This window comes from Nocardia donostiensis (assembly GCF_002081715.1).
Classification (GTDB): Bacteria; Actinomycetota; Actinomycetes; order Mycobacteriales; family Mycobacteriaceae; genus Nocardia; species Nocardia donostiensis.
The window spans coordinates 13,213-36,998 of record NZ_MUKP01000046.1; the positions used below are offsets into that span (position 1 = coordinate 13,213).

The following is a 23,786-nucleotide window of genomic DNA, read 5'->3' on the forward strand; positions in this document are numbered from 1 at the left end:
GGACTGGCTGTCCGGGGCTGAGCCGGCCGTTCCGCACGGCGGCGCGCAGGAGCAAACCTGGAACTGTGACCACTACCGATACCGACCGGCGAACCCCGCGGGAACTGTTCGAACGAGGACTGGACCTGCTGCTCGCCGCAGATATGCCGAGTTTCCTCGAGTTGTTCGCCGCCGAGGCAGAGTTGGAGTTCCCGTTCGCCACCGCGGGCGCGCCCGAACGCGTGTACGGACGGGCAGAACTGCACGACTACCTGATCGACTATCCGCAGCGGCTGGCCATCCATGAGTTCCCGGCAGTCGCGGTCCACGAGACCACCGACCCGGAACTGATCATCGTCGAGTTCACCGCACGCGGGACGACGGTCCGCACCGGCGCCGCTTACGAACTGTCCTATATCGCGGTGATCCGGGCACGCCACGGCAAAATCGTGGCCTGGCGAGACTATTGGAGTCCGGTGGCCGGCGCCGTCGCCACCGGGACGCTGCCCGAGCTGCTCACCGAGCTGGGACGGATGGAGGGCGCGGCATGACCCCGCGGTTCCTCGTCACCGGCGCGACCGGCAACACCGGCCGATCCGTGACCGCCGGTCTGCGCGCCGAGGGCGCCTCGGTGCGCACTGCGACGCGGACCCCCTCCGGCGACGACCACATCCGGTTCGATTGGCACGATCCCGAGACCTATCTACCCGCGCTCACCGGGGTCGATCGGGTGTATCTGGTCGCTCCGGTCGGTGTCTGGGACCCGTCGGGCCAGATCGAGCGTTTCCTGAACGCGGCTCGCACGGCGAACGTGCGGCGGGTGGTCTTCCTCAGCTCCGATGTGATCCCGCGCGAAGCTCCCGGGCTCGATCGTGCGCGACGGCTGGTGACCGACATGCCGGAATGGGCGGTACTGCGACCGTCGTGGTTCATGCAGAACCTCGTCGTCCCCACGCACCACATGGCTACCTCCCTGCGTACCCGGGGAGAGCTGCCGAGCGCGACCGACGGGCGCGGGATCGGGCTGGTTGACGCGGCCGATATCGCCGCCGTGGGGGTGCGCGCCTTACTCGACGATGCTCCACCGAACCGCGAGTACGTCATCACCGGACCGGAGGTGCTGTCCTACGACAACGTCGCTCAGGTGCTCACCGAACTGCTGGCACCGCCCCGCCCGATCCGGCATCTCCGATTGACAGTGCCCGAACTCGCCCGCCGCATCGCCGCAGGAGGAGTGCCCGAGGATATGGCGACCGTGCTGGCGCAGGTCGAACGCCGTATCGCGGAGGGAGCCGAAGAACGGGTCACGACCACGGTCGCCGAGGTCACCGGCAGGAAACCGCGCTCACTGCGCGACTTCGTCGTGGCTCATCGCGACAGGTTTGCGATAGCGGCCGGCTCGTAAGGGGATGCGCCTCCTTCCGGTGGGGCGAGGTCGTGGACAAGAGCACTTCTTGGCCGCGTCCAGGTTTTCGTGACCACCCCGATCACCGTCACACTGCCGACACCACCGGGCGGCGCGCCCTCGCTGGCGCATGCGAAGGGATGCGGTGCAGCAGGACGAACTGTGTGATGAGATCGCCTCCACCGGCCGGCCCGGCCCTGCTGCTGTCGGCCGGGCGGAAGTGCCGAAACGGGTAGTCCGAGCGCAGCTTCCAGCACACGGTCTTACCGGCCCGACGGTAAGACCGTGTGTGTTCTCAGGCGCCCGGCCGAGTGTGATCGGCGGTCCCGTGCCCGGGAAGTACACACATTGCGTCCAGTCCGAGCACGTGGTTCAGGCGGCCGAACGCGAGCCAGGAGCCGAGACACATACTGAGCTCCACGATTTCGGTCTGGCTGTAGTGTGCGGTCATCCGCGACCAGAAGTCTTCATCGAGATTGTGGTGGTCGAGGGCATAGCGTTCGGCGTATTCGGCGGCCAGGCGGGCGCGCTCGTCCAGCGCGTCGGTGGTGCGCCATGCGTTCACCGCGTCGAGGAAACCCGCTTCGACTTTCGTCCCGTCGCGTTCGGTACGCCAGTCGAGACAGAAGACGCAGCCGTTGATCTGGGCTATCCGTAGCCGCGCCGCTTCGAATTCACGCAGCCCGAGCGTGGTGTGGGCGTATACCGCCATCGAGAAATTCGATGCGGCGACACCGATCCCGGGCACCATTTCGCCCCAGACGTATCCGATGGGGTCCTTACCCTCGGGGATGTCAACTCTCATAACCGTTCCTTCCCAGCCTTCCGGCCGCAGGGCGCAGCGGGACGTCGAGCGCGTCGTAGAGGCCGGGGGCGGCGTCGGCGAGCCAGCTGATCGCGCCGACGAGTCGTCCGACCGCGGTGGCGTTACCGCCTGCCGCGTAGTTACCGCCCTCGTCGGTGGCCTCGACGGTGACCTCGATGCGCGGACGGCCTTCGATGATCACCCGGTGGGCGCCGACACCGTTGGGTGCGGTGGGCCACTCCGGGGCACACGAGGGGTGGATACGGGTGATGTGTTCGACGACGATCCGCGGCTGCCCCGCCACGATCCCCTGTACCTCGAACCGCATCGCGCCTTGGGTTCCTGCCTCGAATCTCCCCATGGATGCGGTGTCGACAGTGGTGTGCAAAGGTTGCCGATGCACCGTCTCCCGGACTTCGTCGAGTTCGGCGCCGAGCGCCCTGGCCATCAGCCGGACCTGTCCGCCCCACACCATGGTCGGTATGCCCGGCGCCACCATCGGCGGCAGCGCGTCCATGGGCTGCCCCATTCCCACCAGGTACCGTACCGAATCCGGCTGGTCGTAGGTCGAGTAGTCGAAGATCTCTTGGCAGCGTACGGCTTCCACGACACTGCCGAGGCCGCTGATCAGCAAGGGCAGGACATCGTTACCCCAACCTGGGTCGATGCCCGACACGAATAGTGACCCACCGCCCGCGTCGATTGCTGCCAGCACCGGTTCCCGGATTTCCGGCGGCGCCCCGCGCTGGTCGTAGAGGGCATACAGCGCGGGGGTCACCACGACGGCTCCGCCGCTGATGGCGCGGACGATATCGGCGAGGGCGGCGTCGGGCCGGGTGTCGCCGGACGCGGCGTACACCACCGCGCCCGGCCGGGAGTTCAGTACGGCATCGATATCGGTGGTGGCTGCGACACCGAGTGCTCGGTCCAGTCCCGCGAGTGTGCCCGCGTCCTGTCCGGCCTTGGCCGGTTCGTGTACGAGCACGCCTGTCAGGGTGAGTTCCGGGTGGGCGTCGACCGCACGAATCGCGGCGCGGCCCACGTTGCCGGTCCCCCAGACGACCGTCGATATCATCACCGTATCCTAGCAAGCGCTTGGTTGCATATGGTCGTTTCCGGTTGCCGAGCCGACCAACCGGCCAACCCAATCAGCAGCCAGCACCCCGCTACGACGCCCACACCAAGACCGCCAGCGACCAGACACCTTCCCGAACCGCCGGGCAGCGACCCGCGGAAAATCCACAAACACCAGCTCGGAGGTTAAAACCCGAACTAGGCATCCCTGGATTCGATGCCATCTCCGGAAGGCCGTCTGCATCCTGAGAATCGAGTTCGGAAAGATGCCGAGAATGTCAGGTGAAGCGGATGCCGGGAGTTCGTGTGGAACCGGGCCGCAACAGCATCGTCCCAGACTGCCCGGACGTCGGCAGCGATGTCGTCGGGACAACGACCTGGAAGAAGCTCTCGAAGCCGTCCGTGCAGTCCCTGGGATGGGCACCGCGGTCTGTGGCGATCGGCGCCTCGGCGGGCGCCGCCACATGGAGCGCCGACCGCCTCGACGAGTATCCGTTCCAGATCACCGCTGCCAAGAAGGCATGTCAGTGTATCTCCACGCCTTGTTGCGCGTCCGGTCGGACGCTGCTCGGTCCGTTCCCTGGCGCGTCGCCGAGTTCGCTGAGAAAACCGGCTACCACTCGGGCCATGCCGTCTGGGTCGTCATCGTGGATCCAGTGCCCTGCACCCGGGAACTGCACCAATCGGCTAGCGGGCCGCCGGGCGACCATCTCACAGGCCAATGGCTCGGGTAGCAACGTACTGTGCTCACCGCGCAACACCAGGGCGGGGCAGGCCGAACCCAGCCAATCGGTCCACCAGTCACCCACGCCACTGGCCTGAACAGTCATCATCTCGTTCCAGTCGAACAGCAGCCTCCACTGGCCATCCGCTGTTGGTACAGCACTCCGCATGAAATAGCCGGGTTCGGGAATGCCCCGCGCTCGAAGCGCGTCGGCCAACTCATCTTTGGTAGCTGCCGTATCGGGCCAGCCTCGCACGTCCAACACCGGGTGCTCGATCTCCGGCGCGCGCATCAACGGCCCCACGTCCTCGATGATCAGCGCCGCCACAAGTTCCGGGTGCCGCGCGGCCAGCTGGTAGGCGGTGATGCCGCCCCGCGAATGGCCCAACACCACGACCGGCCCGAGATCCAAATGCCGGACAAGACCAGCGACATCGGCGACGAAGTCATCGTTGGTGTAGCTGTCGGTATGGCTGCTGTAGCCATGACCGCGTTGATCGGGTGCGATCACATGCGCGCCGGAGGCGAGATCTCGGGCGAGGCGAGTGAAAACAGCGCCTCGCCCGAAACTGCCGTGAAGGGCGACAACCGGCCGACCGGCGCCGACGAAGACGGTATACGCCATATCGATGCCGTTGACCGCTACTGATTTCAGTTCTGCCACTTCAACCACCATACCGACCCACCCAACGCACCTATACCACCCACTACCAATACAGGGAAGCGGCACCAACCAACTGGACTTCGCCACTCATCCGGGGATTGCCGCACGAGTAGGTGACAACCTTGGCCTGCCCCACTGATTGTGTTCCAGATCAGGTGGCTAACTGTATGAGGCCATGGCGTTGGTAACGCCGGCGTGGAGTCGACTGGCGGGTGGCTCGTTTCCGGCGGCAGTGTGTGGTCGATGGTAGTTGTAATCGGCGAGATCGGCGGCTTCTTCGTGCTTCTCGTCGGCTTCGCGACCGAGCAATTCTAGAGCCGCCGCAACAGCTGGTCGCCGCAACCTCTCACTATCGAGAGTATTGCGACGACCGTGTGTCCCCAAGACGCGGAGAGGCTTTCTCGACTATCGGGCTGAGCGAATACCGTATGTCCCGGTGCGCCGAACTGCCGGCGAAGACCTGTGTAGGAAGCAGGTGTTCCACTGGGCTGAATTCATATGGCCCCTATCACACCGTGATTCCTAGTCTCTGGCTATCCGAGGAAGGGATCCGGAAATTGCAGTCGCTCGCCTGTCACGCCTGTGACGCTCGCGTATCCGTCGCGAAGTACAGCCCTGCTCACACGAGCATCCAATGGAGCACTGAGGCCTCCCGGACATGCCGGGAAATGGCCGCGTGCGGTGGCTATCTGCTGCGCTGTGAAGCGCTCGATCGCACGGTCGACGCGGCGGCGGCACAGGGCGAGATCAGCATGACCACGCGATCCGAGCCGACTGTCATCCCCCTGGCCGCAGAAGAAGCCTTCCCTTCTTTCGGGTGACCACAGTTCACGTTCAGCCCGTTCGGTTCATCTACGCCCCCATTGGAGAAGCTCATGACTGTCGAGCAAGAGCGGATCGAGATCCGCAATATCGAAGCAGGAAGCAATCCGACACGTTTCGCGCGTGGTTGGCATTGCATCGGTTTGGCGAAAAACTTCCGTGACGGTAAGCCGCACCAGGTCAAGATTTTCGGCACCGAGCTTGTCGTGTTTGCCGATTCCACCGGCAAGCTCAATGTGCTCGATGCTTTCTGTCGGCACATGGGCGGCAACCTCGCCCGAGGCGAAATCAAGGGCGACACGATCGCATGCCCGTTCCACGACTGGCGCTGGAACGGCAAGGGCCGGTGCGAGTCGGTTCCTTACGCACGTCGCGCCCCCAAGGTTGCCCGGACGAAGGCCTGGACCACGATGGAACGCAACGGCCTTCTGCTGGTGTGGAACTGCCCCCAGGGATCCGAACCGCCCGCGGAACTGGCGATCCCGGAGATCGAGGGTTACGAAGACGGACAGTGGAGCGATTGGACGTGGACAACGATTCATGTCGAGGGATCGCACTGCCGCGAGATCGTCGACAACGTCGTCGACATGGCCCACTTCTTCTACGTGCATTACCAGATGCCGGAATACTTCAAGAACGTCTTCGACGGCCACGTTGCCGCACAGCATATGCGCTCGTACGGACGTGACGACATCAAGACCGGCGTGCAGATGGACCTTCCTGAAGCGCAGACCATCTCGGATGCGTTCTACTACGGACCGTCTTTCATGCTCGACACGATCTACACCGTCTCCGACGGCACCACTGTCGAGTCCAAGCTCATCAACTGCCACTACCCGGTCACCTCGAACTCGTTCATCCTCCAGTTCGGCACGATCGTCAAGAAGATCGACGGGATGACCGACGAGCAGACCGCGGAGATGGCAACGCTGTTCACCGACGGGCTCGAAGAGCAGTTCAAGCAGGACATCGAGATCTGGAAGCACAAGACACGTATCGAGAACCCGCTGCTCACCGAAGAGGACGGCCCCGTGTACCAGCTCCGCCGTTGGTACAGCCAGTTCTACGTCGACCTCGAGGATGTCACCCCGGAGATGACGCAACGCTTCGAGTTCGAAGTCGACACCAGCCGCGCACTCGAAGCATGGCACCGGGAAGTTTCGGAGAACCTCTCGACTGCCGGGCAGTGAGGTCACCGCCTGCCCTGCCCCTATCGGGGTGGGGCGGGGCAGGTGTCGCGGGGCCGCATCCCGTCGACGAATACCGAGATCACTGTCCGGGCAAGGTCGGGCAGGGTGCGCTCCGGGTCCGGTCGAAACCAGCGTGAAGCGTGCCAGACCGCATCGTAGAGAAGTTCCCGAAAGATCTCGGGATCGAGATCGGCGCGGAGGTCGCCTGCGGCTACCCCCTCGGTGATGGCATCACGCCAGGCAATCTGCATCATATCGGCGGTTGCTGTCATATCGGCCTCCACCAGGCGTTCACGCATGTACTCGCCTTCACGGCGCCAGATCGACGTGGCGCCGTGGTACTGCTCGCTGGTCGCCAGCGCGATCTCGACAAGCGCCTCGAGACGTTCGACCGGCGGCAATTCCCGCGCCAGCACGTCCTTGCATCGTGCCGACAGATCCTCGATGTACTCGCGGATGAGTTCGGTGACGATCGCTTCCTTGGACGGGAAGTAATGGTAAAGCGCGCCCGAATACACTCCCACCGCATCAGCGATCTCACGGATTGTGGTCGCGGAAACCCCTTTGCGGGCGAATATCTCGGCCGAGCGGTCGAGAATCAGCTTTTTGCGTTCCTGCGGATCCACGGTCATACCCCTGTCGGATTCGGGTGTGGCTTGCCCATGGCGCCGATTGTGTCACACCTGTTGATCAAACGTTCAATGAGCCCCGCTGTTCACGTTTCCCAGGAGAATGCATGGCTGTTCCCCCTTCCCCCCTCGATCGTCTGATTCCAGTGGCCGTATTAGCCGGCCATACCACCCTTGTCACCGGGGCGGGACAGGGTATCGGACGAGGTATCGCTCTCGCGTTGTCGGCAGCCGGCGCGCAGGTGGCCGCGGTCGGTCGCACAGCAAAGACGATCGGCGCCGTGGCGGATGAGATCGTCACCCGCGGCGGTAAGGCAGTGTCATTTGTCTGCGATGTAACCGACGGCAGTGCGATCGACGCGCTGACACCCGCAGTCGCCGACGAGTTCGGTGGGATAACGCTACTGGTGAACAACGCCCAGACCCCGGCGCCGGGAAGGCTTTTAGAGATCGACGAAGAAACGTCGATCTGGGTTCTGCGGCCGGCATCCGGTGGAATCCGTCCGGCACCGGCGCCTACGCGGCAGCCAAGGAGGCGGTGCGGGTGTTGACGCGCACCGCGACATGTGAATGGGCAGCCGACGAAATCCGGGTCGATGCAATTCTGCCGCTGTCCAATTCTCAGGCCATGGAGCAGTGGACGCAACATGAGCCCGAGGCTGCCGCAGAGTATCTGCGAACGGTACCGCTGGGGAGGTTGGGGGATCCCGAGACCGATATCGGCCCCGCGGTGGTCTTCCTGTGCAGCGATGCCGCCCGCTACATCACCGGTCATACGCTGGCGGCCGATGGCGGGCAGGCGCTCGTTCGCTGACCCGCGCCGCCCGTACCGATCATCCCGCTTGTAGCGCGGAGCCGTTCCCGCTCAAGTCCTGCCAGATCACGCGTGCCGCGGACCGGACCGGCATCGCCAGGGTCACGATGTCCACGTTGCCGAGGGGGCCGGCCACCGATATGGCCCCCACACAGGTCCGGCTGTTGCCGATCGCGGCAGCCACACAAGCGACGCCTGACACAGCTTCTTCGCGTTCGTGTGCAATGTGCTGCTGGCGAATGTGGGCGATCTCGCGGCGAAGTCGCGCATCGGCTCGCGCCGAGGGCAGGGGCGCCACGGTTGAGCGGGTGCGGACCGGACCCATTCCGGAGTGCGCGATGATCGCTTTGCCCAGTGCGGTGCGCAACGCCGGTTGTCGTCCGCCGATGCGGGAGGGAAGGATATCCGGGTCGCAGCCGACCCCGTCGAGGTAGCGCACGTCGTTGCCGTCGAGTACTGCCAGGTGGACCATCAATCCGGTCGTCGCGTGGAGTTCGTGCAAGACGGGGTGAGCGGCCCGATACAGGTTGTCGTGCCACTGGGCGAGAGCGCCCCACTCGAACACCGCGCGGCTCAGCGAGTAGACCCGGCCGCGTCTGCTGACCCACCCGAACTCGACGAGCTGGGAGAGCAGCCGATGGGCGGATGACCGCGGCAGCCCGGTGCGACAGGACAGCTGAGACAGAGTGAGTTCGCTGCCGTCACAGAACTCGTCGAGCAGACCTGCGACACGGTCGATGACAGCCGGGGAAAAGTCGTCGCCGTTTCTCACGTAAACCTCCATCGGTGAGCAGGCTGCGGCCTGGAAGCGCGTGACATCCTATTGATCGAGCGATCAATCAATCCAAGACGATAGCAGGACTGTGACGTAGGTCAAACCGGTTCCGTGGTTTGCGTCTCCACACCCAGAGTTCCAGGACCGGGATCGCTCGATCGGCCGCCTCAGGCGGAGAGTTTCGACACCACCAGATCGACCGCCGAGACCAGGTCATGGCCAGCGCCTTCTGGCGTTTGCCCCACCAATCCGGTCAGCGAGAGCACGGCGATCTCGCCGCAACCGGCATCGAAGGCGAGGGCGACACAGCGCACCTGCTCACCCGCGCTGTATCCGACAACGCGTTCCCGAACAATCGACGCCCGTCTGTTGCGGTAGGCCAGAAGCGCGACACCCTCGGCGGTTCCCTGCGCGGGACGGCGCTGCCCGGCGTGAGTGTTCAGTGTTGCCGCCGCCCACCGACCACCGATCTTTTCGAGGTAGAGCAGGTCGTCGTCCTCGAGAACTGCCAGATGTACGGCCATTCCGGTGCTTTTGTGCAACTGATACATAGTCGTGACAGCAGCCCGGTAGATCCGGTCGTGGCTCCGCGCCAGGGACCCGAGCTCCATCATCTTCGGGCCGAAGTGATACATGGTGCCATTTCGGCGCAACCAGCCGACCCCCACGAGCTGCAACAGCAGCCGGTGGGCCGACGACCGGGGGAAGCCGGTGCGCTCGGCCAATTCGGTGAGCGTCAGGCCATCGGATTCGCGAAACGGTTCGAGCAGCTTAAGCACCCGCCCCATGACGGTCTGGGATCGGTCGTCTGTCACAGGCACAAGCACTCCGAAGCAAGGTGAAGACCTATTGATTGATCAGACAATCAATGACTGGGATCGTACCGCAGCGTCAGCGATGCCTACCGCGAAGGGGCTCGCCGGTCCTGTGACGCGATACCGAGAAGCACCGTGACAGCTGTCACGGTGCTTCTCGGTGGGGTGCGCGCCAGGCCTGCGGGCGAGTGCGGGTCAGTCGGCCGGAGGGATGAATGCTTTCAACGGTTCGGATCCCGACTGGTCATGGCCCCAGTACGCGTCTGCGGTGATCTCCTCGGACGTGTAGTACCGCCCGTCGACAAGCATGCCTTCGGTACCGAACTCGAGATCCCATCCGCCGGGAGCGCGGACATAGAACGAGATCATCTTGTCGTTCGTGTGCCGGCCCAGCGTGGAGGAGATCGAGAACTTCTGCCGGTTGACCCGATCCAGCGCCTGACCGACCGCGTCGAGGGTGTCGACCTCGGTCATCAAGTGCACCAGCCCGGGCTCCTCTGTCGGCGGGGCCGGACACAGCGCGAGGCTGTGATGGCGCTGGTTGATGCCGAGGAACCGCACCCGGCTCAGTCCCTCTTCGTCGAGCCGGATCGAGCCGCGCGGCAGGAACCCCAGCACCTCGGTGTAGAACTTGTACGATTCGGCGAACTTCGCGGTCGGCAGCACCACATGACCGAGGCCATGCGCACCGGTCACCCACCGCCCGGCGAACGGAGTCACCAGTGGGCTGTGGTCGAGCACCGGGCCGAAGAACACCTCGAGGCGGGTGCCTGCGGGGTCGTCGAACGCAATGGCCTGTTCCGCGTCCAGATACGAGCTTTCTTTCCTCGACAGCACCTCGACGGCTCGGCCGGACTTCTCCACTGCCTCACGCACCCGCTGAAGCGCGAACTCGTCACGTACTTCCCAACCGACAGCCAGAGCCTTGTCGGAATCGCCGGGAAGGACCGCGATGCGGGCGCGGCGTTCGTCGACGCGAGCATACAGCGCATCCGGCTCGGGACCGGAGCCTACGGCCATTCCGAGGCCATCGATGAGCAGCTCACGCCAGCGCGCGACGTCCTGGGTCTGGATTCTGAGGTAGCCGAGACCTCGTAGTTCTGTCATTGTCCTTGTCCTCGAAAGCGAAGGAGCGTCAGATCATCGCCCGGTACGGACCCTGCGGGTCACCGCCGAGCTGGGCGAGAGCTGCCGCATGGTAGGTCGTGCCGGGCACATGGATGGCGTGCATCAGGCCGACATGGGCATCGCGCCAGAACCGCTGCATCGGCGTCTTCAGGTGAGCCGCCGCGCCGCCGGCCCGAGCAAAAACCTCGTCCATCGCACGCACTGCGCGCCACGCCGCCGATATCTGGGTGCGCCGACCGATTGCGCGTTCCTCGAACCCGACATCCTCGCCGCGGTCGGTCTTGTCCCAGAACCGGTCGACCGTTTCGAGGAGCGATACGCGGGCAGCGGAAATCTCTGCTGCCGCCTCACTGACGGCGAACAGGACATAGGGATCTTCTTTGATGGGAACGCCCGTGACCTGGACACGCTCTTTCTGTGCTGCGATATAGCAGGCCAGCGCGCCCTCGGCCATCCCGATCAGCGATGAGGTGATACCCAGCGGGAAGATGCACGAGAACGGAAAGCGGTACAGAGTCTCATCGCGGCCCGCGTGGCGCCAGCCGTTGCCGCTGAGCACTATGTCGGCATCGATCGTGCGGTACTCCGGGATAAACGCGTCCTTGACGATCAGGTCCTTCGAACCGGTGCCACGCAGGCCGATGACGTTCCAGCTGTCGTGGTCGATCTCGTAGTCCGAACGCGGCAGCACCACATGCAGCACCTCGCCGGTCCGGTTGCCGTCCTTGCCGCCGACAGCAGCACCGATCATGATCCAGCCGCAGTGATCGGTACCGGACGAGAACGACCAGCGTCCGTTGAGGATGTAGCCGCCCTCGACCGGGACCGCAACCCCCATCGGTGCATACGGTGACGCCATCCACATATCGTTGTCCTCGCCCCAGATCTCCTCTTGTGCCTTGGCATCGAAGAATGCGAGTTCCCACGGATGAACGCCCACGATGCCGGCGACCCATCCCGCCGCACCGTCGAGAGCAGCGAGGGCCATGGTGGTTTCGGCGGCCTCGCGGGGATGCGCCTCCAAGCCGCCGTACTCCTTCGGCTGGAGCATGCGGATCACGCCGGAATCACGCAGATGCTTCGCGGTCGTGTCGGAAAGCCGCATGAGCGATTCACCTTCGGCAGCTCCGGCGCGGATCTGGTCCGCATGCTGCATGATCCTGTCCAATACGTGGCCCATGGAGTGACTCTTCCTGGAATTCGGCCTCGTTGAGAGGCCGGGAACGGTGTGGTGTTCCTTGGCGAAACTGATCGGCCCCGCGCGCACTGTGCGGGTGTGATGTGGCCAACATTCCCAGCGCCGATGTGATCGCACACCCAGGTTTCCGTTGAACGGAACACTCAGAGTTCTGGCTGACCGATACCGGTAGAACAGAGGCGATGGCACCGCCCGCGCGAGTGCCCCGAACCTCGAGGAAGGATCGACATGACCGACACCGCAGATCTGGTGGCTTCTCTGCTCGACCGGGTGCAGGCCCTCGAGGACAAGGCTGCTATCCACGAGGTGCTGACCGCCTACGGTCCCGCCGTCGACGCCGGCGACGCCGACGCCGTCGGTCGGTTGTGGTCCGAGGACGCCGTGTACGACCTCGACATTCGTGTGATGGAAGGACGCGACGCGATCACCGAAATGGTGCGCACCGCGCCTCATCAGGACTACATCGATGAGGGCTGCGGGCACCTGCTGGATCCCATCCATATCCGTGTCGACGGTGATACCGCTGTGGCAACATGTCATTCGTTGTTACTGCGTCGCAACCCCGATGCGGATTCGTTCCGGGTGTGGCGCGTCACCGCCAACCGCTTCGAACTCGCACGCGTCGACAGCACGTGGCTTATCAAGCGCCGCACTGCCCGGCTGCTCGACGGAAGCGCAGCTGCGCGCGAGCTGCTCGGCCGCGCCGGCCGCTGATCTTGCCGGTCGGCGCCATCGAGCCGTTGCCGCTGAGTGGGTTCCTCGGCATCACCCTGCGGGTCAGTACAAGTTTCCTTCGTGGACAGCACGATTGAACGGTGTCAGCGGTGCTCCAGTACGCAATGTTTCTGTCAAAGCTGGGTCGGCGAGGTGAAGGCGTCCGATCGCGATCAGGTCGAACTCGCCGGACTCGAGTCGGCGCTCGACCTCGTAGATATTGTCGACAACCTCTGCGGCTCCCTCGACGTGACTGTCGCGCAGCGACTTTCCGAGTCCGACGCTTCCCACCGCCATCGTGTGAACGCCTGTGAGCTTCTTGGCCCATCCGGCCAGCGACAGGTCGCTGCCTTCGAACGCCGGCAGATCGAAGCGCCGGGAACTGGCGTCGAAGACGTCCACACCGGCATCGGCGAGCGAACCGAGGATCACCTGCAGTTCGTTTGGGGTCTCGGCGATACGGGCGGTGTAGTCCTGCTGCTTGTGCTGTGAAAAGCGGAAGAAGATGGGCAGGTCGCCGCCGACGGCGCTGCGGATGGCCTTGACCACCTCAACAGGGAAACGGCTGCGCGCCACGAGATCGCCGCCCCACTGGTCGTCACGTGTGTTGGTGTCGTGCCACAGGAACGAATCCAGCAGGTAGCCATGACCCCCGTGCAGAGCGATGCCGTCGAAACCCAATTCGGCCGCAGTGACCGCTGCGCGCACATAAGCCGAGAGGACATCGGCGATGTCGCTGTCGGTCATCGGGCGGGTGAGCTGTGCAGCACGCGCGACGTACTCGTCGGAATATGAGGTGGCGCCGACGGTGCCCCACCTCCCGGAGGGCCGCATTGGCATTATGGCTGGGTCGACCTCGCTCATCGCACCCCAGAGCGGCCCGACATGCCAGAGCTGGGGAATGATCCTTCCGCCGGCCGCGTGCACGTCGTCGACCACGGTCCGCCACCCGGCCAGAGCGCCGTCGCCGTACATTCGGGGCACGCGCGAGTTGTCGACGGCGGTCGGATGTTCGATGGCGACGCCCTCGGTGATGATCAGGCCGGTACCCCCGGCGGCACGGCGCCGGTAGTAGCGAGCGACGTCAGACCCGGGAACTCCCGCCGGAGAAGCCGATCGAGTCATCGCGGACATGACGATCCGGTTCGGCAGATTCAGGGAACGGACAGTCAACGACTGGAACAGTGCAGCGTGGTGATCGGTCATCATGATCACCGGACAGCGACGGAGTCGCCCGCTTCGAAGTTTCCCGCTCGAGTTCGACGAACTTGCGTCCGTTGCGCGACCCGAACCGGGTGCAGAGGACAGTCCCCCCTCCACATCACCACGGTCACCCCGCTTGTGAACTGGCCCGATGCGCTCCGCATCTCAGCCTGTGGCATTGATTCGACGGACACTCGGGCCCACCTCCGATTCCATTGCGTGGTCGAGAGTTCGACTGCGTTGATCTGCGAGCGTATGGCTGCTCAGTGGTGGTTCACAGCCCGTTCTCACTCAGTGGAAGCCGCCGCCGGCAGGCAGGAGCGCCGTCTCGCTCAACGGAAGCCCTACTGTGACGCGGCGGCCCGGTCTGCACCCACCCTCGGGCAGCCACCTCGGTGGCAGCCGCTCGCCTCGGACCAGCCGGGGCACAGGAGTACATACCCGCTACGCAACGCGACGGTCAGGCTCACCGTGTCCTCGCACAGTAGGCGGAAGCCATGTGGACGGCGTCGTAAGGGGCTACATCACCGCCACCGGACCTCGATTAGGCGGTCTACCTGTGCCCTCGGCCGGGATACTCAATTTCTCAGACGCTCTACGAGGTGCCGTGTTAGTTGATTCAAGCAATCGATATCGGTGGTGGCTACAACACCGAGTGCTCGGTCCAGTCCCGCGAGTGTGCCCGCGTCCTGTCCGGCCTTGGCCGGTTCGTGTACGAGCACGCCTGTCAGGGTGAGTTCCGGGTGGGCGTCGACCGGCAGTCGACGGCTGGAGAAGCGATGGCCTCGGCTGTCGATCGGCCCGATCGCGCGGTGGCAAGCTCGCCCATCGGCCACGACTACCCGGCCCGGCTCGGTGATCCCGAGTCAGCTCCCGCCGACACCGAGGGCGGTCAGCAACACCAGCACGACGGTGGCGACGGCGAGCACCCCGTGGCCACCGACCACCGCGACCGGGAAGTGCCGTTCGGCCGGCTCGGGCGTTTCGGTCGTGGTGTGTGCCCGGTATACGGGCAGCCAGCGTCGCAGCATCGCGAATCCGAGCAGCGCCACCGGGACCAAGAGAACGAACGCGACCCAGGCGAGCGCGTCGTTGCCGACGACCAGGTAAACGATCCAGATGATCAGCCCGACCGCAGCAAGCAGGAAGTGCCCGAACAGGACCGGAGCGGGCAGGTGGCTTGAACTCGGTTGCCGGGCACCGCCTTTGGCGATCCAGGTTCCGAGCATAACGAAACCACCCCCAGCGGTGAGCACCCAGAGGATCAGTGCCGCGATACCCATGCTGTCTCCTGATATGTGTCGTTGTGATGGTAGGGATTCACTGCTGAAAGCCAGTGGCCTGCGTGGTTTCGTCGGCCACGCGGACCCCGTAGCGGTAGGCGAGCTTGCCCCCGAGGTAGCCGGATACGGCGAGGGCAATCAGGCTGACGACCGACAAGACCAACGGTCCGGCCGGGACAGCGCCATGGGGTCCGCCGCCGGAGTTCCGCCACCAGAAACCGATAGCGAAGGCGGTGGTGACGGCCAGGTTCAGCCCCATGTGCACCAGACCGGTGCGAAATGCGGCAGTCCCTGTCGGGATGGCGAACAGATCCAGGAATCCGATCGTGGCTGCGGCGAGCGCGCCGAGCACGCCGACGGCGATGAGCCATACGGCACCGCGGGCGAGGAATTCCGGGTCATCCACGAGATGGGAGCCGATATCGAATACCAGGCTGGCAACCCATGCCCCGATCGGCACCGTGACCAGGATCGGATGGAACGGATGCCCGTACGGTCCGGCCAATACGGCGCTGACCGGATGTTTGGCTTGCTGCGTACCGCTGCTCACATCCACCTCCCAACTGGGCCTATTTTCACCAATAAGTATTGGCGAAATACCGGGTGTGAGTCAAGTCGCACCCGGTAACCGGGAGGGTTCCCGCCCGTACGAACGGCGTTATCGTGGTCGAGTGACCAGCGAAAAGGTGTTCGGTGCCGTAGCCGTGCTCGACGACGAACTGCGCCGCGGCATGTACCGGTTCATCCGCCGCGCCGGCCGTCCGGTCACCCGGGACGAGGCCGCCGAGCAGGTGGGGATCTCGCGAAAGCTGGCCGCGTTCCACCTCGACAAGCTCGTCACCGCTGGACTGCTGCGGGCGCGTTATGAGCAGGTCGGCGGAATCCGGCGAGTCGGGCGTGCACCGAAGGTCTACGAACCCACCGACACCGAAGTACGGGTGAGCATCCCCGAGCGCAGGCATGAAGTGCTGGCCCAGATCCTGATGGGCGCCGTACTCGCCGAGGGCGCCGATGAAACCGCCCGCGAGGCGGCGCAGCGAGTCGCCGCCGAACGCGGGGCACAGCTCGGCCACGACGTCCGGGATCGGGTTCACCCCGGAGAGCTAGGCCCCGACGGCGCTCTCACCTTGCTCGAATCGGTGCTCACCGACCAGGGATTCGAACCCGGTCGCACCGCCCCCAACTGCATTCGGTTGCGCAACTGCCCGTTTCATCCCCTTGCCGCCGAAGCACCGGATCTCGTGTGCGTACTCAACCGTGCATACCTCACCGGCGTGCTCACCGGACTCGGAGCCGATACCGTCCAGGCGACGCAGGCACCCAGGGCCGGGGAATGCTGCGTCGAACTCCACACGGCCACAGACTGAACCGCGCGCGAGCCGAATCGACAATGCAGACCCGCCGGTTCGGTGACACCGGCGGGCGCAGCGACCGGCTCATCGGCTCCGCCACGTTGCTGCGCGGGTCCGGATTGTCGAACTGGGAGCTACTGGTGCACGAAGGCCCAGGTCATACCTGGGCGGAAGGACGCGTGTTCGAGCCCGGCAACCAACTGTTGCCGGGCTGGTTCCATTGCCGGTCCTTGATCATTTTCCGTGCGGCCCGCTGGTTCCTACCGATGAGCCGCTGCAGGTAGAGACGTCCGGCAAGGTGGTCGGTCTCGTGTTGCAGACAGCGGGCGAGGTAGCCGGTGGCTTCGACGGTGACGGGATCTCCTGCCATGTCCACGCCGGTGACTTTTGCCCAGTGCGCGCGCCCGGTGGGGAACCACTCCCCCGGCACCGACAAGCACCCTTCGAGGTCATCGTCCGGGTCGGGCATCGTTTCCGGGACCTCGGAGGTTTCCAGGACGGGATTGATGACATGGCCGCGGCGGCGCACGCCGGAGGCGATGAGGTCGTAGACGAACACCGCGCGAGGGTCACCGACCTGGTTCGCCGCCAAGCCGGCTCCGTTGGCAGCAGTATTGGTATCGAACAGATCGCTGACGAAGGACACGAGTTCGTCGGTGAAATCGGTGACCGGAACCGCAGGAGTGGTCAGCCTCGGGTCACCGGCAATGAGGATAGGTCGAACAGTCATGAAGGCGAGGGTACTCAAATATGAGTAGTCGTGGCAGACTAGGTGGGTGAACGAGACACGGTTGTTCGTGCTGGCGGCTCTGGCCCGGCGAGGCCCGATGCATGGTCATCAACTGCGCCGGGACGCGCGCTTGGACCGCGCCGACCTGTGGTCGCGGGTCAAACCGGGTTCGCTGTACGGCGCCTTGCATCGCATGGAAAGCGAAGGCTTGGTCCGTCCGTTGCGGACCGAACAAGAGGGCGCCCTGCCAGCGCGAACGGTTTATCAGATCACCGAAGAGGGGTTGCGCGAACTGCGGGCATTGCGCGACGAAGCGTTCACCGAGGTCGACATCCGGCCGGATCCGGTCGATCTCGCCTTGGCCGTCGGTGACGACCTCGATCCGGAGTTGCTGCGCGGCTATCTGGAAGACCGCATCGCCGCGCTTCGGGCGCGCAGCTCCCGGATCGAGCATCAACTCGATCGGCGATGGCCGGATCAGAGCGCTGCCGACGACCTGATCGTCGATCACGCCCGGATGCGCATCCAAGCCGAAATCACCTGGCACGAAAAGGTGCTGGCCAACATCGACAAACTGCGCTGACCGAGCCGGACTGTCGAGCGGTCCGTCGGCGACAGATTCCAGCCGCGATCGAGCCTGATGGTCAGGGCCTACCGCAAGCCGTCACGGTGGCCGTGCTCTGCGCAGGCATGTCTGGGCTCATCGCAGCCCGCGAGCTGCACCGGCGGGGTATCGGCATCGTCGTGCTCGAATCCGCCGAACGGCCGGGCGGGAATCATAGAGGCCATGTGCAAGGGTGGACGTATGGCGCATCGTCCCCGAAACACAAGGCCCCGCCGCACAACCCGGCGGCACAGCGCTCTTGCCGTCGCCGCACTCGTGGTCGTCGCCCTGGCTTTATCCGGGTGCGGCGAGACGAAAGTGGAATCCATGAAGCTCGGCGACTGCGGCTATTTCACGCGGGGTCAAGCGAACCGTTCGTGGGACCTGCAGCACCGCAGCTGCACCGACCCCGAGGCTGCGCTGATCGTCGTGCGCGAAGCCTCGACCACGCAGTGCCCCGACCACTCGTTCAGCTGGTCCACCCGGGGGAACTCGCGTAAGTCGAGCAAGACGCGCTACGTCTGTACCCACCTGAACGCTCAGGTCGGCGACTGCTTCAACGACCCGGATAACAAGTATGCGCATCTGCACCGGTTGCGGAAGGTGCCGTGCTCTACATCAGGGGCGTACCAGGTGAACACCCGTGTCGAAAGCAACGACTACAGGGTCTGCGACACCGCGCGACGCAAATACAAGGAGACCACCAGCATCAGGCACGAACAGCCGCCGGTGTCGTTCTGCTTGCATCTCATCGGTACCTGACGATACTGCTGGCGAAACACCGAACAAGCTCGGCCGATGCATCGAAACCGAGGCAGTGATGTCGTCGGAGCCGAGCGGCCGGAAGGACCTCGGGAAGCAGATCGGCGGTGATGCTGTTGCAATCACTCACCGCGAACTCCCCTACCCACTGTGCCGAGAAACCTCGATCCGCTCCTGGTAGATCGTCGCAAGATCACGCAGAGCCGCCGCACCGTCTCCGGCGAAGCTGGAACCGTGCATGATGGCCAGCGTGGTCGGCTGCAGATCCGCGAGCCGGTGCAGCGTCGCGGGCACGGCCGGGCCCAGCGACGTCGCGTGGAACACGTCCTCGGCGATCGCCGCCGGTTCGACGAGATCGGCATCGGTCAGGGCCGGGCCGTCGCCGAGCTGTGTCATCAGGTCGCCGCAGAACAGCACCCCGGTGGCCTGCTCATAGAGCACCCGCGCCTCCCAGTTGTGCGGTGCGTGCGGGGTGTCCAGGTGCTGAACCCGACGGTCGCCGAGGTCGATCACCTCGCCGTCGGTCAGCCGCCGTGGCGTCCGGTCGGCCATATCGTCGAGCGACACCATGCAGCCCAGGGCACCGTGCGCCACTTGCGCGTGCGGGGCCGCTGTCAGGAACAGGTTCATCGCCCCGCATTCGTCGGCCTCCACATGGCCGAAGGTGATCCACCGCAACTGCTCGACCGGCCTGATGCGCGCGATCGCCGCGGACACCTCGGGGAACAGAACCCGCATCCCGGCGTGGAACAGCAACGGCTCCTCGGCATCGATGAAGAACTGGTTGAACGTGAACCCGGTGGGCCCCACATCAGGGACGAAGGTGGAAAACCGGTAGATACCGTCAGCGATCTCGTCTGTTCGGGTTTCCATAAGAAGATCCCCTGCTAGTGCCGATCCCCCCACTCTTCGTTCGACAGAACACACGTCCGAGCAACGAATGCCCAGTCTACTACCGCTGATCTGCGGGTGGTTGCCGTTCAGCCGTGCAGTATTCGCACCAAGGCGGCGTCGGACGCGGCGAGTGCATCGCGGTCATATGTCGATGTGCTCGCGAGAAGTTCGTCGGCACCGGTCCGTTCGGCCAGCTGTTCGAGATGACGCCGTACCGTCGCCGGTGAGCCCGCCACCGCGCGCCGCACGCTGTCTTCGACTCGGCGCCTGACCTGCCCGGTCCACTGCTGCGCCTTGATCTCGACGATCGGTTCCAGGGGCGGGAACTCACCGGTACTGCGGGAGCGCGCCATCGCCCACGCCTCGGGTAAGGCGAGGTCGCGGGCCTGCTCGTCGGTGTCGGCGACGATGATGTCCGACGCGATCGTCACCGAGGCCCGTTCCCCGCGCAGACCGGGCCGGAAGTTTCGCCGGTAGTTCGCGAGCACCTCGTCCAGCTGCGGGCTGTCCAGGACGGGGCCGCCGAGCACAACGGGCAGCCCGAGCCGGGCGGCGACGGCGAGTGCTTGCCCCGTAGCCAGGACGAACAGCGGGATGGTGGTCTCGGTGACAGGGCGGGCGGTAACCGGTGCGGTCCGATCCAGGTAATCGCGCAACTCCGCGATATCCGCCTCGAACCGCTCCGGCGCGTCGCTGTCCTGGCGCAACGCTTGACGCACCGGCGCGGTGAAGGCGAGCGAACGCCCGAGCCCGAGGTCGACACGCCCCGGGTACAGCGCCTCCAGCATCAGGAACTGCTCGGCGACGACCAACGGCTGATGATGCGGCAACATCACGCCCCCGGATCCGATCCGGACCGAGGAGGTCCGCGCCCCGATCGCTCCCAGTAGCACCGGTGGCGACCCGGAAGCGATCCCCGGCACTGCATGGTGCTCGGCCACCCAGAACCGCTGGTACCCCAGCCCCTCTGCCCTCACCGCACGTTCGACCGTATGCGTCAACGCCGCCGCCTCCGGCTCACCTGCCCGTGTCCGCGACCGATCGAGTAGAGATAACTGCACGCTGATGCAACGTCGCTCGCGCCGACTGTCTTCCATAGGTCCATATCTGGGACTGGACATGGCAAGGGCGATGGTACGTGTCGTGTGTTGCCGCGTCCCGGGCATCGGCAGACCGAGGGGCGGTTCGACGATCAGACGGATAGCGGCGGTCGAGCACTCTCTGTCACGACACGCAGTCGGGAATGCGCTGACCACCGTCCTTCGTTCAGGCCGCCCGTTGATCTCGACGGCGGGATGGTGAGCGTCGCGAACCAGTTCTCGCCGCACCGTGGCTGGCGGGCGGCCCTGTCCGGTGCCGGCTCGGCGTGTGACGCCGAGGCGTACTCAGGGTTGGGTGAGGTGGAGTTCGACCATCGGCAGTTCGGGAGCGCGTTCGTCGATGGGGGCCCCGAGGGTGTTCTCGACGGCGGGTTTCATCGTCTCCCATGCGCGGGGGTGTTGGCGGGTGTAGCGCTGCAACGATGCTGCTGCCTGCTCCTGAAGGAGTACTCGCGCGGTGGCGGGGGTGCGGTGACGGCGGCCGGTCCACACGTGCGTGCGTGGGTCGGCCTGGATGTTGCGGAACCATTGGGCTTTGGTACCGAAGCCGGAAACGACGACGTACCTGTCCGGTTCGGGGTGGTCGATGACTTCGAGGATCACATAGCGCCGGAGGCCGGTCTTGCGGCCTCTGTGTTCGAGCATCAGCAGGCGGGAGCCGAGAAGGAATCCCAAACGGGCACGGTAGAGCCAGATCGGCGCCCGCATGAGATGGCGGTTGTGCAGGGCCCGGGTCGCCAGACGGACAAGCCTGTCGGCGACGGCCGGGGGAAGGGTGTAGGAGCCGGTCATGGCTGAACCTCCTCGATAGGTGGGTGATCGTCGGCGTGTCGGTTACTCGGTGGTGCCGCCCAATCCGCTTCGGTAGATCGTCAGCACTTCGTCGCCCCACCGCCGCATACCTGCCTGCGACAGCGGGTCGGTTCCCGTCGCCGCGGCGATATGGGGGCGCAGGATCATCACGGCGAGGTCGTTCACCAAGAGAAACGCCGCCCGAACCGACGGGTCGGTGCCCACAGATGCTGTTCCGGCGCGACTCATTTCGGCCAGCGCTTCGCGACTGGCCGAATACAACTTGGAGAACAAGGCCGTCCCCGCCGTACCGCCGCCCAGCAGCATCCGGCCCAGATAGGCAGGAATCGGCGAGTCCGGCGGTAGGCGCGCCGTGACAGCCTCCGCCATGGTCGCCGTGGTCGGTGCGGGGTCCTGCGAACCATCCGGTGGACAGACCTGTTCCAGTACGGATTCGAAAACGGCGGCCACATGCTCGTCGACCACTTCACGCAGCTTCTCTTTGGTCCCGTAGTGCCGTATCACCAATGCCGGCGAGACCCCCGCTTCGGCCGCGATATCACGGACGGTCACTGCGTCGACGCCCTGCTCGGCGAACAGACCGAGGGCGGCATCCCGGATCCGCGCCCGAGCTGTCCTGTCATCAGATGGTGAACGCATGTTTACTATAATAAACAATTGTTCACTTTTGGCAACCTGCCATGCTGCGGACATCGGCGATACTGGCCTCGGAGACGAATTTCGGGCCCTGCGACGGCCGCAGCGCTGTTATGCCGATCGGGCGCTCGGATGTCCTCGCCGTCGAATCAGGTGTGGCGGGAACCCAAGGTGGATCCGGCAGTCGGTCCAGCATCGCCTGCACGTGCCCGCCGGGTGCCGGGGCTTCTCGCATCGATGGCACCCGCTTCGAGACGACCGGCGGAGGGTTATCTCGTTATCGGTAGTTCGACGACGAAGCGGGCGCCACCCTGGGCGCCGGCTTCGACCCGGATAGCGCCGCCATGGCGTTCGACCACGTCACGGGCAATGGCGAGGCCAAGGCCCGCGCCGCCCTCATCACGGCTGCGGGCGTCGTCGAGACGGACGAAGCGCTGGAAGATCCGCTGCCGATCAGCTTCCGGTACGCCGGGCCCGTCGTCTACGACTTCGACAACCGCGGTATCGGCATCGCGTTCGAGCGCCACCCGCACTGCCGTCGCGGCGTGCCGTTGTGCGTTGTCGACGAGATTGCCCAGGACCCGGGCGATCTGGGTGCGGCTTCCGGTGATTACGACCTCCTCGCCAGGCAGCACGGTGTCGACCGGGATACGGTCGCCCACCCGGTGGGTCAGCTCATCACAGATCAATGCCGCCAGGTTCACTCGGTCCGCCCTGGGCTGTTCGCCCGCGTCGAGCCGGGCCAGGAGCAGCAGGTCGGCCGCCAGATGTTCCAGCCGGACGGTGTCGCCGAGCAGCCCGTCCAGCTCGAGCAGCCCCGGATGCGCCTGCGCCACTTCGAGTTGGGTGCGCAGGCTGGCAATGGGGCTGCGCAGTTCGTGGGCGGCGTCGGCGATGAACCGGCGCTGCCGCTCCGAGGATTCCTCCAAAGCCGCGAGGGTGTCGTTGGTGGTGGCGGCGAGTCTGGCGATCTCGTCGCGCGAGGCCGGTTCGGGGACGCGACGCGACAGGTCACCGTGCATGATCTCGGCGAGCTCGGTCCGAATGGCCTCGACGGGGCGCAGTGCCCGGCGGGTGACCAGCCAGGTCACCGCGGCAACCACGACGAGCAGCAGCGGCAGCCCGATCAGCATGGCCCGGCGCACATCGGCTACCGCACTGTCGGCGGTCTCCAGGGACGCACCCGCGTAGATCGTGACCGGTTGCCCGTCGGAGGCCGAGCCCGCCAGCGCGGCGACGCGGAAATTGTCGGGGGTGGTATCGCCCACGGCCAGACGCACAGTGCCGAAAACCGCTTCGGTGGTGGATGGTGCGATCTCGGAGACAACGGTGCGCGCCGAGCTGGCGCTTGCCGGACCAGCAGAAGTGTCCGCGCCGATGCCCGTACCGTGCACGGCCGCAGCGCCTTCGGGGTCTACCGCATTGTTGCCGGCATCGCCGTCATCGTGGTCGGCGTCGTGGGAGTCCGTGTCATCGGAGTCGGCGTCGTCGTCATCCGCGTCGTCGGCGTCGTCGGCGTCGGCGTCGGCGTCGGCGTCGGCGTCGGCGTCGGCGTCGTCATCATCTGTGTCATCGGCGTCGTCGCCGCGACCACCGGCCTCCGCAGACGAGTACGGCCCGAAGCCCGCCATCGGGCCCTGGCCGCGCAGGTCGTCGGCGGCGGCGAGGACCTG

24 protein-coding genes and 2 pseudogenes are annotated in these 23,786 nt (G+C 65.4%); 9 read left to right on the forward strand and 17 right to left on the reverse strand.

The genetic code is table 11. The features are described from left to right. Positions 1 to 65: 65 nt before the first annotated feature. Both B0T44_RS22180 and B0T44_RS22185 read left to right on the forward strand, forming a co-directional pair. Complete coding sequence (locus B0T44_RS22180; protein WP_077114801.1) at positions 66 to 530, forward strand: nuclear transport factor 2 family protein; 465 nt, start codon at positions 66 to 68, stop codon at positions 528 to 530. Then, a complete protein-coding gene (locus tag B0T44_RS22185) occupies positions 527 to 1,384 on the forward strand; it encodes an NAD(P)H-binding protein (RefSeq protein WP_077114802.1) in 858 nt (285 codons plus the stop codon). Before B0T44_RS22180 ends, B0T44_RS22185 begins: the two co-directional genes overlap by 4 nt. A gap of 295 nt (positions 1,385 to 1,679) precedes the next feature. On the opposite strand, the gene B0T44_RS22190 is transcribed toward B0T44_RS22185, so the two are convergent. From B0T44_RS22190 to B0T44_RS22205, 3 genes are all read right to left on the reverse strand, one after another. Further along, positions 1,680 to 2,189 carry a carboxymuconolactone decarboxylase family protein gene (locus tag B0T44_RS22190; RefSeq protein WP_077114803.1) on the reverse strand — a complete coding sequence of 170 codons (510 nt, stop codon included), beginning with the start codon at positions 2,187 to 2,189 and terminating at the stop codon, positions 1,680 to 1,682. Beyond that, positions 2,179 to 3,264, reverse strand: a complete 1,086-nt coding sequence (locus tag B0T44_RS22195) for an NAD(P)H-dependent amine dehydrogenase family protein (protein ID WP_077114804.1) — start codon at positions 3,262 to 3,264, stop codon at positions 2,179 to 2,181. Before B0T44_RS22195 ends, B0T44_RS22190 begins: the two co-directional genes overlap by 11 nt. 523 nt (positions 3,265 to 3,787) lie before the next feature. Continuing rightward, a complete protein-coding gene (locus tag B0T44_RS22205) occupies positions 3,788 to 4,663 on the reverse strand; it encodes an alpha/beta fold hydrolase (protein WP_077114805.1) in 876 nt (291 codons plus the stop codon). Positions 4,664 to 5,526: 863 nt separating this feature from the next. Between B0T44_RS22205 and B0T44_RS22215 the strand changes: the two genes are divergently transcribed. Next, a complete protein-coding gene (locus tag B0T44_RS22215; protein WP_077114806.1) occupies positions 5,527 to 6,663 on the forward strand; it encodes a 3-ketosteroid-9-alpha-monooxygenase, oxygenase component in 1,137 nt (378 codons plus the stop codon). A gap of 20 nt (positions 6,664 to 6,683) precedes the next feature. Here B0T44_RS22215 and B0T44_RS22220 read toward each other — a convergent pair whose 3' ends face one another. Further along, the gene (locus B0T44_RS22220; protein ID WP_077115120.1) at positions 6,684 to 7,289 is read right to left on the reverse strand and encodes a TetR/AcrR family transcriptional regulator; all 606 of its coding nucleotides are present in this window, start codon (positions 7,287 to 7,289) and stop codon (positions 6,684 to 6,686) included. Between the two features lie 110 nt (positions 7,290 to 7,399). Between B0T44_RS22220 and B0T44_RS22225 the strand changes: the two are divergent. Further along, positions 7,400 to 8,106: pseudogene (locus B0T44_RS22225) on the forward strand (SDR family NAD(P)-dependent oxidoreductase). Positions 8,107 to 8,125: 19 nt separating this feature from the next. Here the strand turns inward: B0T44_RS22225 and B0T44_RS22230 are convergent. From B0T44_RS22230 to B0T44_RS22245, 4 genes are all read right to left on the reverse strand, one after another. Then, positions 8,126 to 8,890, reverse strand: a complete 765-nt coding sequence (locus B0T44_RS22230; RefSeq protein WP_175647919.1) for an IclR family transcriptional regulator — start codon at positions 8,888 to 8,890, stop codon at positions 8,126 to 8,128. A 158-nt stretch (positions 8,891 to 9,048) separates the two neighbouring features. Next, positions 9,049 to 9,702, reverse strand: coding sequence for an IclR family transcriptional regulator (locus B0T44_RS22235; RefSeq protein WP_254854129.1), 654 nt, complete (start codon positions 9,700 to 9,702; stop codon positions 9,049 to 9,051). Positions 9,703 to 9,891: 189 nt separating this feature from the next. Then, positions 9,892 to 10,803, reverse strand: a complete 912-nt coding sequence (gene bphC, locus B0T44_RS22240; RefSeq protein ID WP_077114809.1) for a biphenyl-2,3-diol 1,2-dioxygenase — start codon at positions 10,801 to 10,803, stop codon at positions 9,892 to 9,894. A gap of 28 nt (positions 10,804 to 10,831) precedes the next feature. After that, complete coding sequence (locus B0T44_RS22245; RefSeq protein WP_077114810.1) at positions 10,832 to 12,004, reverse strand: acyl-CoA dehydrogenase family protein; 1,173 nt, start codon at positions 12,002 to 12,004, stop codon at positions 10,832 to 10,834. Positions 12,005 to 12,250: 246 nt separating this feature from the next. Between B0T44_RS22245 and B0T44_RS22250 the strand changes: the two genes are divergently transcribed. Then, positions 12,251 to 12,736 carry a nuclear transport factor 2 family protein gene (locus B0T44_RS22250; protein WP_077114811.1) on the forward strand — a complete coding sequence of 162 codons (486 nt, stop codon included), beginning with the start codon at positions 12,251 to 12,253 and terminating at the stop codon, positions 12,734 to 12,736. A 63-nt stretch (positions 12,737 to 12,799) separates the two neighbouring features. On the opposite strand, the gene B0T44_RS22255 is transcribed toward B0T44_RS22250, so the two are convergent. The 3 genes from B0T44_RS22255 to B0T44_RS22270 form a co-directional block, all read right to left on the reverse strand. Further along, positions 12,800 to 13,942 (reverse strand): NADH:flavin oxidoreductase, encoded by a 1,143-nt coding sequence (locus B0T44_RS22255; RefSeq protein ID WP_077115121.1) that lies wholly within the window; start codon positions 13,940 to 13,942, stop codon positions 12,800 to 12,802. A gap of 863 nt (positions 13,943 to 14,805) precedes the next feature. Continuing rightward, positions 14,806 to 15,222, reverse strand: coding sequence for a hypothetical protein (locus B0T44_RS22265; RefSeq protein ID WP_077114813.1), 417 nt, complete (start codon positions 15,220 to 15,222; stop codon positions 14,806 to 14,808). Between the two features lie 37 nt (positions 15,223 to 15,259). Continuing rightward, positions 15,260 to 15,772, reverse strand: coding sequence for a DUF2231 domain-containing protein (locus B0T44_RS22270; protein WP_077115122.1), 513 nt, complete (start codon positions 15,770 to 15,772; stop codon positions 15,260 to 15,262). Positions 15,773 to 15,893: 121 nt separating this feature from the next. On the opposite strand from B0T44_RS22270, the gene B0T44_RS22275 reads away from it, so the two are divergent. Then, the gene (locus B0T44_RS22275; RefSeq protein ID WP_077114814.1) at positions 15,894 to 16,589 is read left to right on the forward strand and encodes a helix-turn-helix transcriptional regulator; all 696 of its coding nucleotides are present in this window, start codon (positions 15,894 to 15,896) and stop codon (positions 16,587 to 16,589) included. 142 nt (positions 16,590 to 16,731) lie between these two features. On the opposite strand, the gene B0T44_RS22280 is transcribed toward B0T44_RS22275, so the two are convergent. Beyond that, the gene (locus tag B0T44_RS22280) at positions 16,732 to 17,304 is read right to left on the reverse strand and encodes a peptide deformylase (RefSeq protein ID WP_077114815.1); all 573 of its coding nucleotides are present in this window, start codon (positions 17,302 to 17,304) and stop codon (positions 16,732 to 16,734) included. Positions 17,305 to 17,350: 46 nt separating this feature from the next. On the opposite strand from B0T44_RS22280, the gene B0T44_RS22285 reads away from it, so the two are divergent. The 3 genes and pseudogenes from B0T44_RS22285 to B0T44_RS28270 all read left to right on the forward strand — a co-directional run bounded on the left by B0T44_RS22285 (position 17,351) and on the right by B0T44_RS28270 (position 18,670). Next, positions 17,351 to 17,887 (forward strand): PadR family transcriptional regulator, encoded by a 537-nt coding sequence (locus B0T44_RS22285; protein ID WP_077114816.1) that lies wholly within the window; start codon positions 17,351 to 17,353, stop codon positions 17,885 to 17,887. A 107-nt stretch (positions 17,888 to 17,994) separates the two neighbouring features. Continuing rightward, positions 17,995 to 18,087, forward strand: a pseudogene (locus B0T44_RS28265) (FAD-dependent oxidoreductase); the annotation flags it as partial. Between the two features lie 97 nt (positions 18,088 to 18,184). Next, complete coding sequence (locus tag B0T44_RS28270; protein WP_245839191.1) at positions 18,185 to 18,670, forward strand: hypothetical protein; 486 nt, start codon at positions 18,185 to 18,187, stop codon at positions 18,668 to 18,670. A 141-nt stretch (positions 18,671 to 18,811) separates the two neighbouring features. Here the strand turns inward: B0T44_RS28270 and B0T44_RS22295 are convergent, their stop codons facing one another. The 5 genes from B0T44_RS22295 to B0T44_RS22315 all read right to left on the reverse strand — a co-directional run. After that, complete coding sequence (locus tag B0T44_RS22295; protein WP_077114818.1) at positions 18,812 to 19,543, reverse strand: oxygen-binding di-iron domain-containing protein; 732 nt, start codon at positions 19,541 to 19,543, stop codon at positions 18,812 to 18,814. A gap of 107 nt (positions 19,544 to 19,650) precedes the next feature. Further along, positions 19,651 to 20,625 carry an LLM class flavin-dependent oxidoreductase gene (locus tag B0T44_RS22300; protein WP_139347646.1) on the reverse strand — a complete coding sequence of 325 codons (975 nt, stop codon included), beginning with the start codon at positions 20,623 to 20,625 and terminating at the stop codon, positions 19,651 to 19,653. Positions 20,626 to 20,949: 324 nt separating this feature from the next. Beyond that, entirely contained in the window at positions 20,950 to 21,456 is a 507-nt protein-coding gene (locus B0T44_RS22305; protein ID WP_077114820.1) for a nitroreductase family deazaflavin-dependent oxidoreductase, read from the reverse strand. 42 nt (positions 21,457 to 21,498) lie between these two features. After that, on the reverse strand, positions 21,499 to 22,116 hold the full coding sequence (locus B0T44_RS22310) for a TetR/AcrR family transcriptional regulator (protein WP_077114821.1): 618 nt from the start codon (positions 22,114 to 22,116) through the stop codon (positions 21,499 to 21,501). A 266-nt stretch (positions 22,117 to 22,382) separates the two neighbouring features. Next, on the reverse strand, positions 22,383 to 23,786 hold a 1,404-nt coding region (locus tag B0T44_RS22315; protein ID WP_139795338.1), incomplete at its 5' end, for a sensor histidine kinase.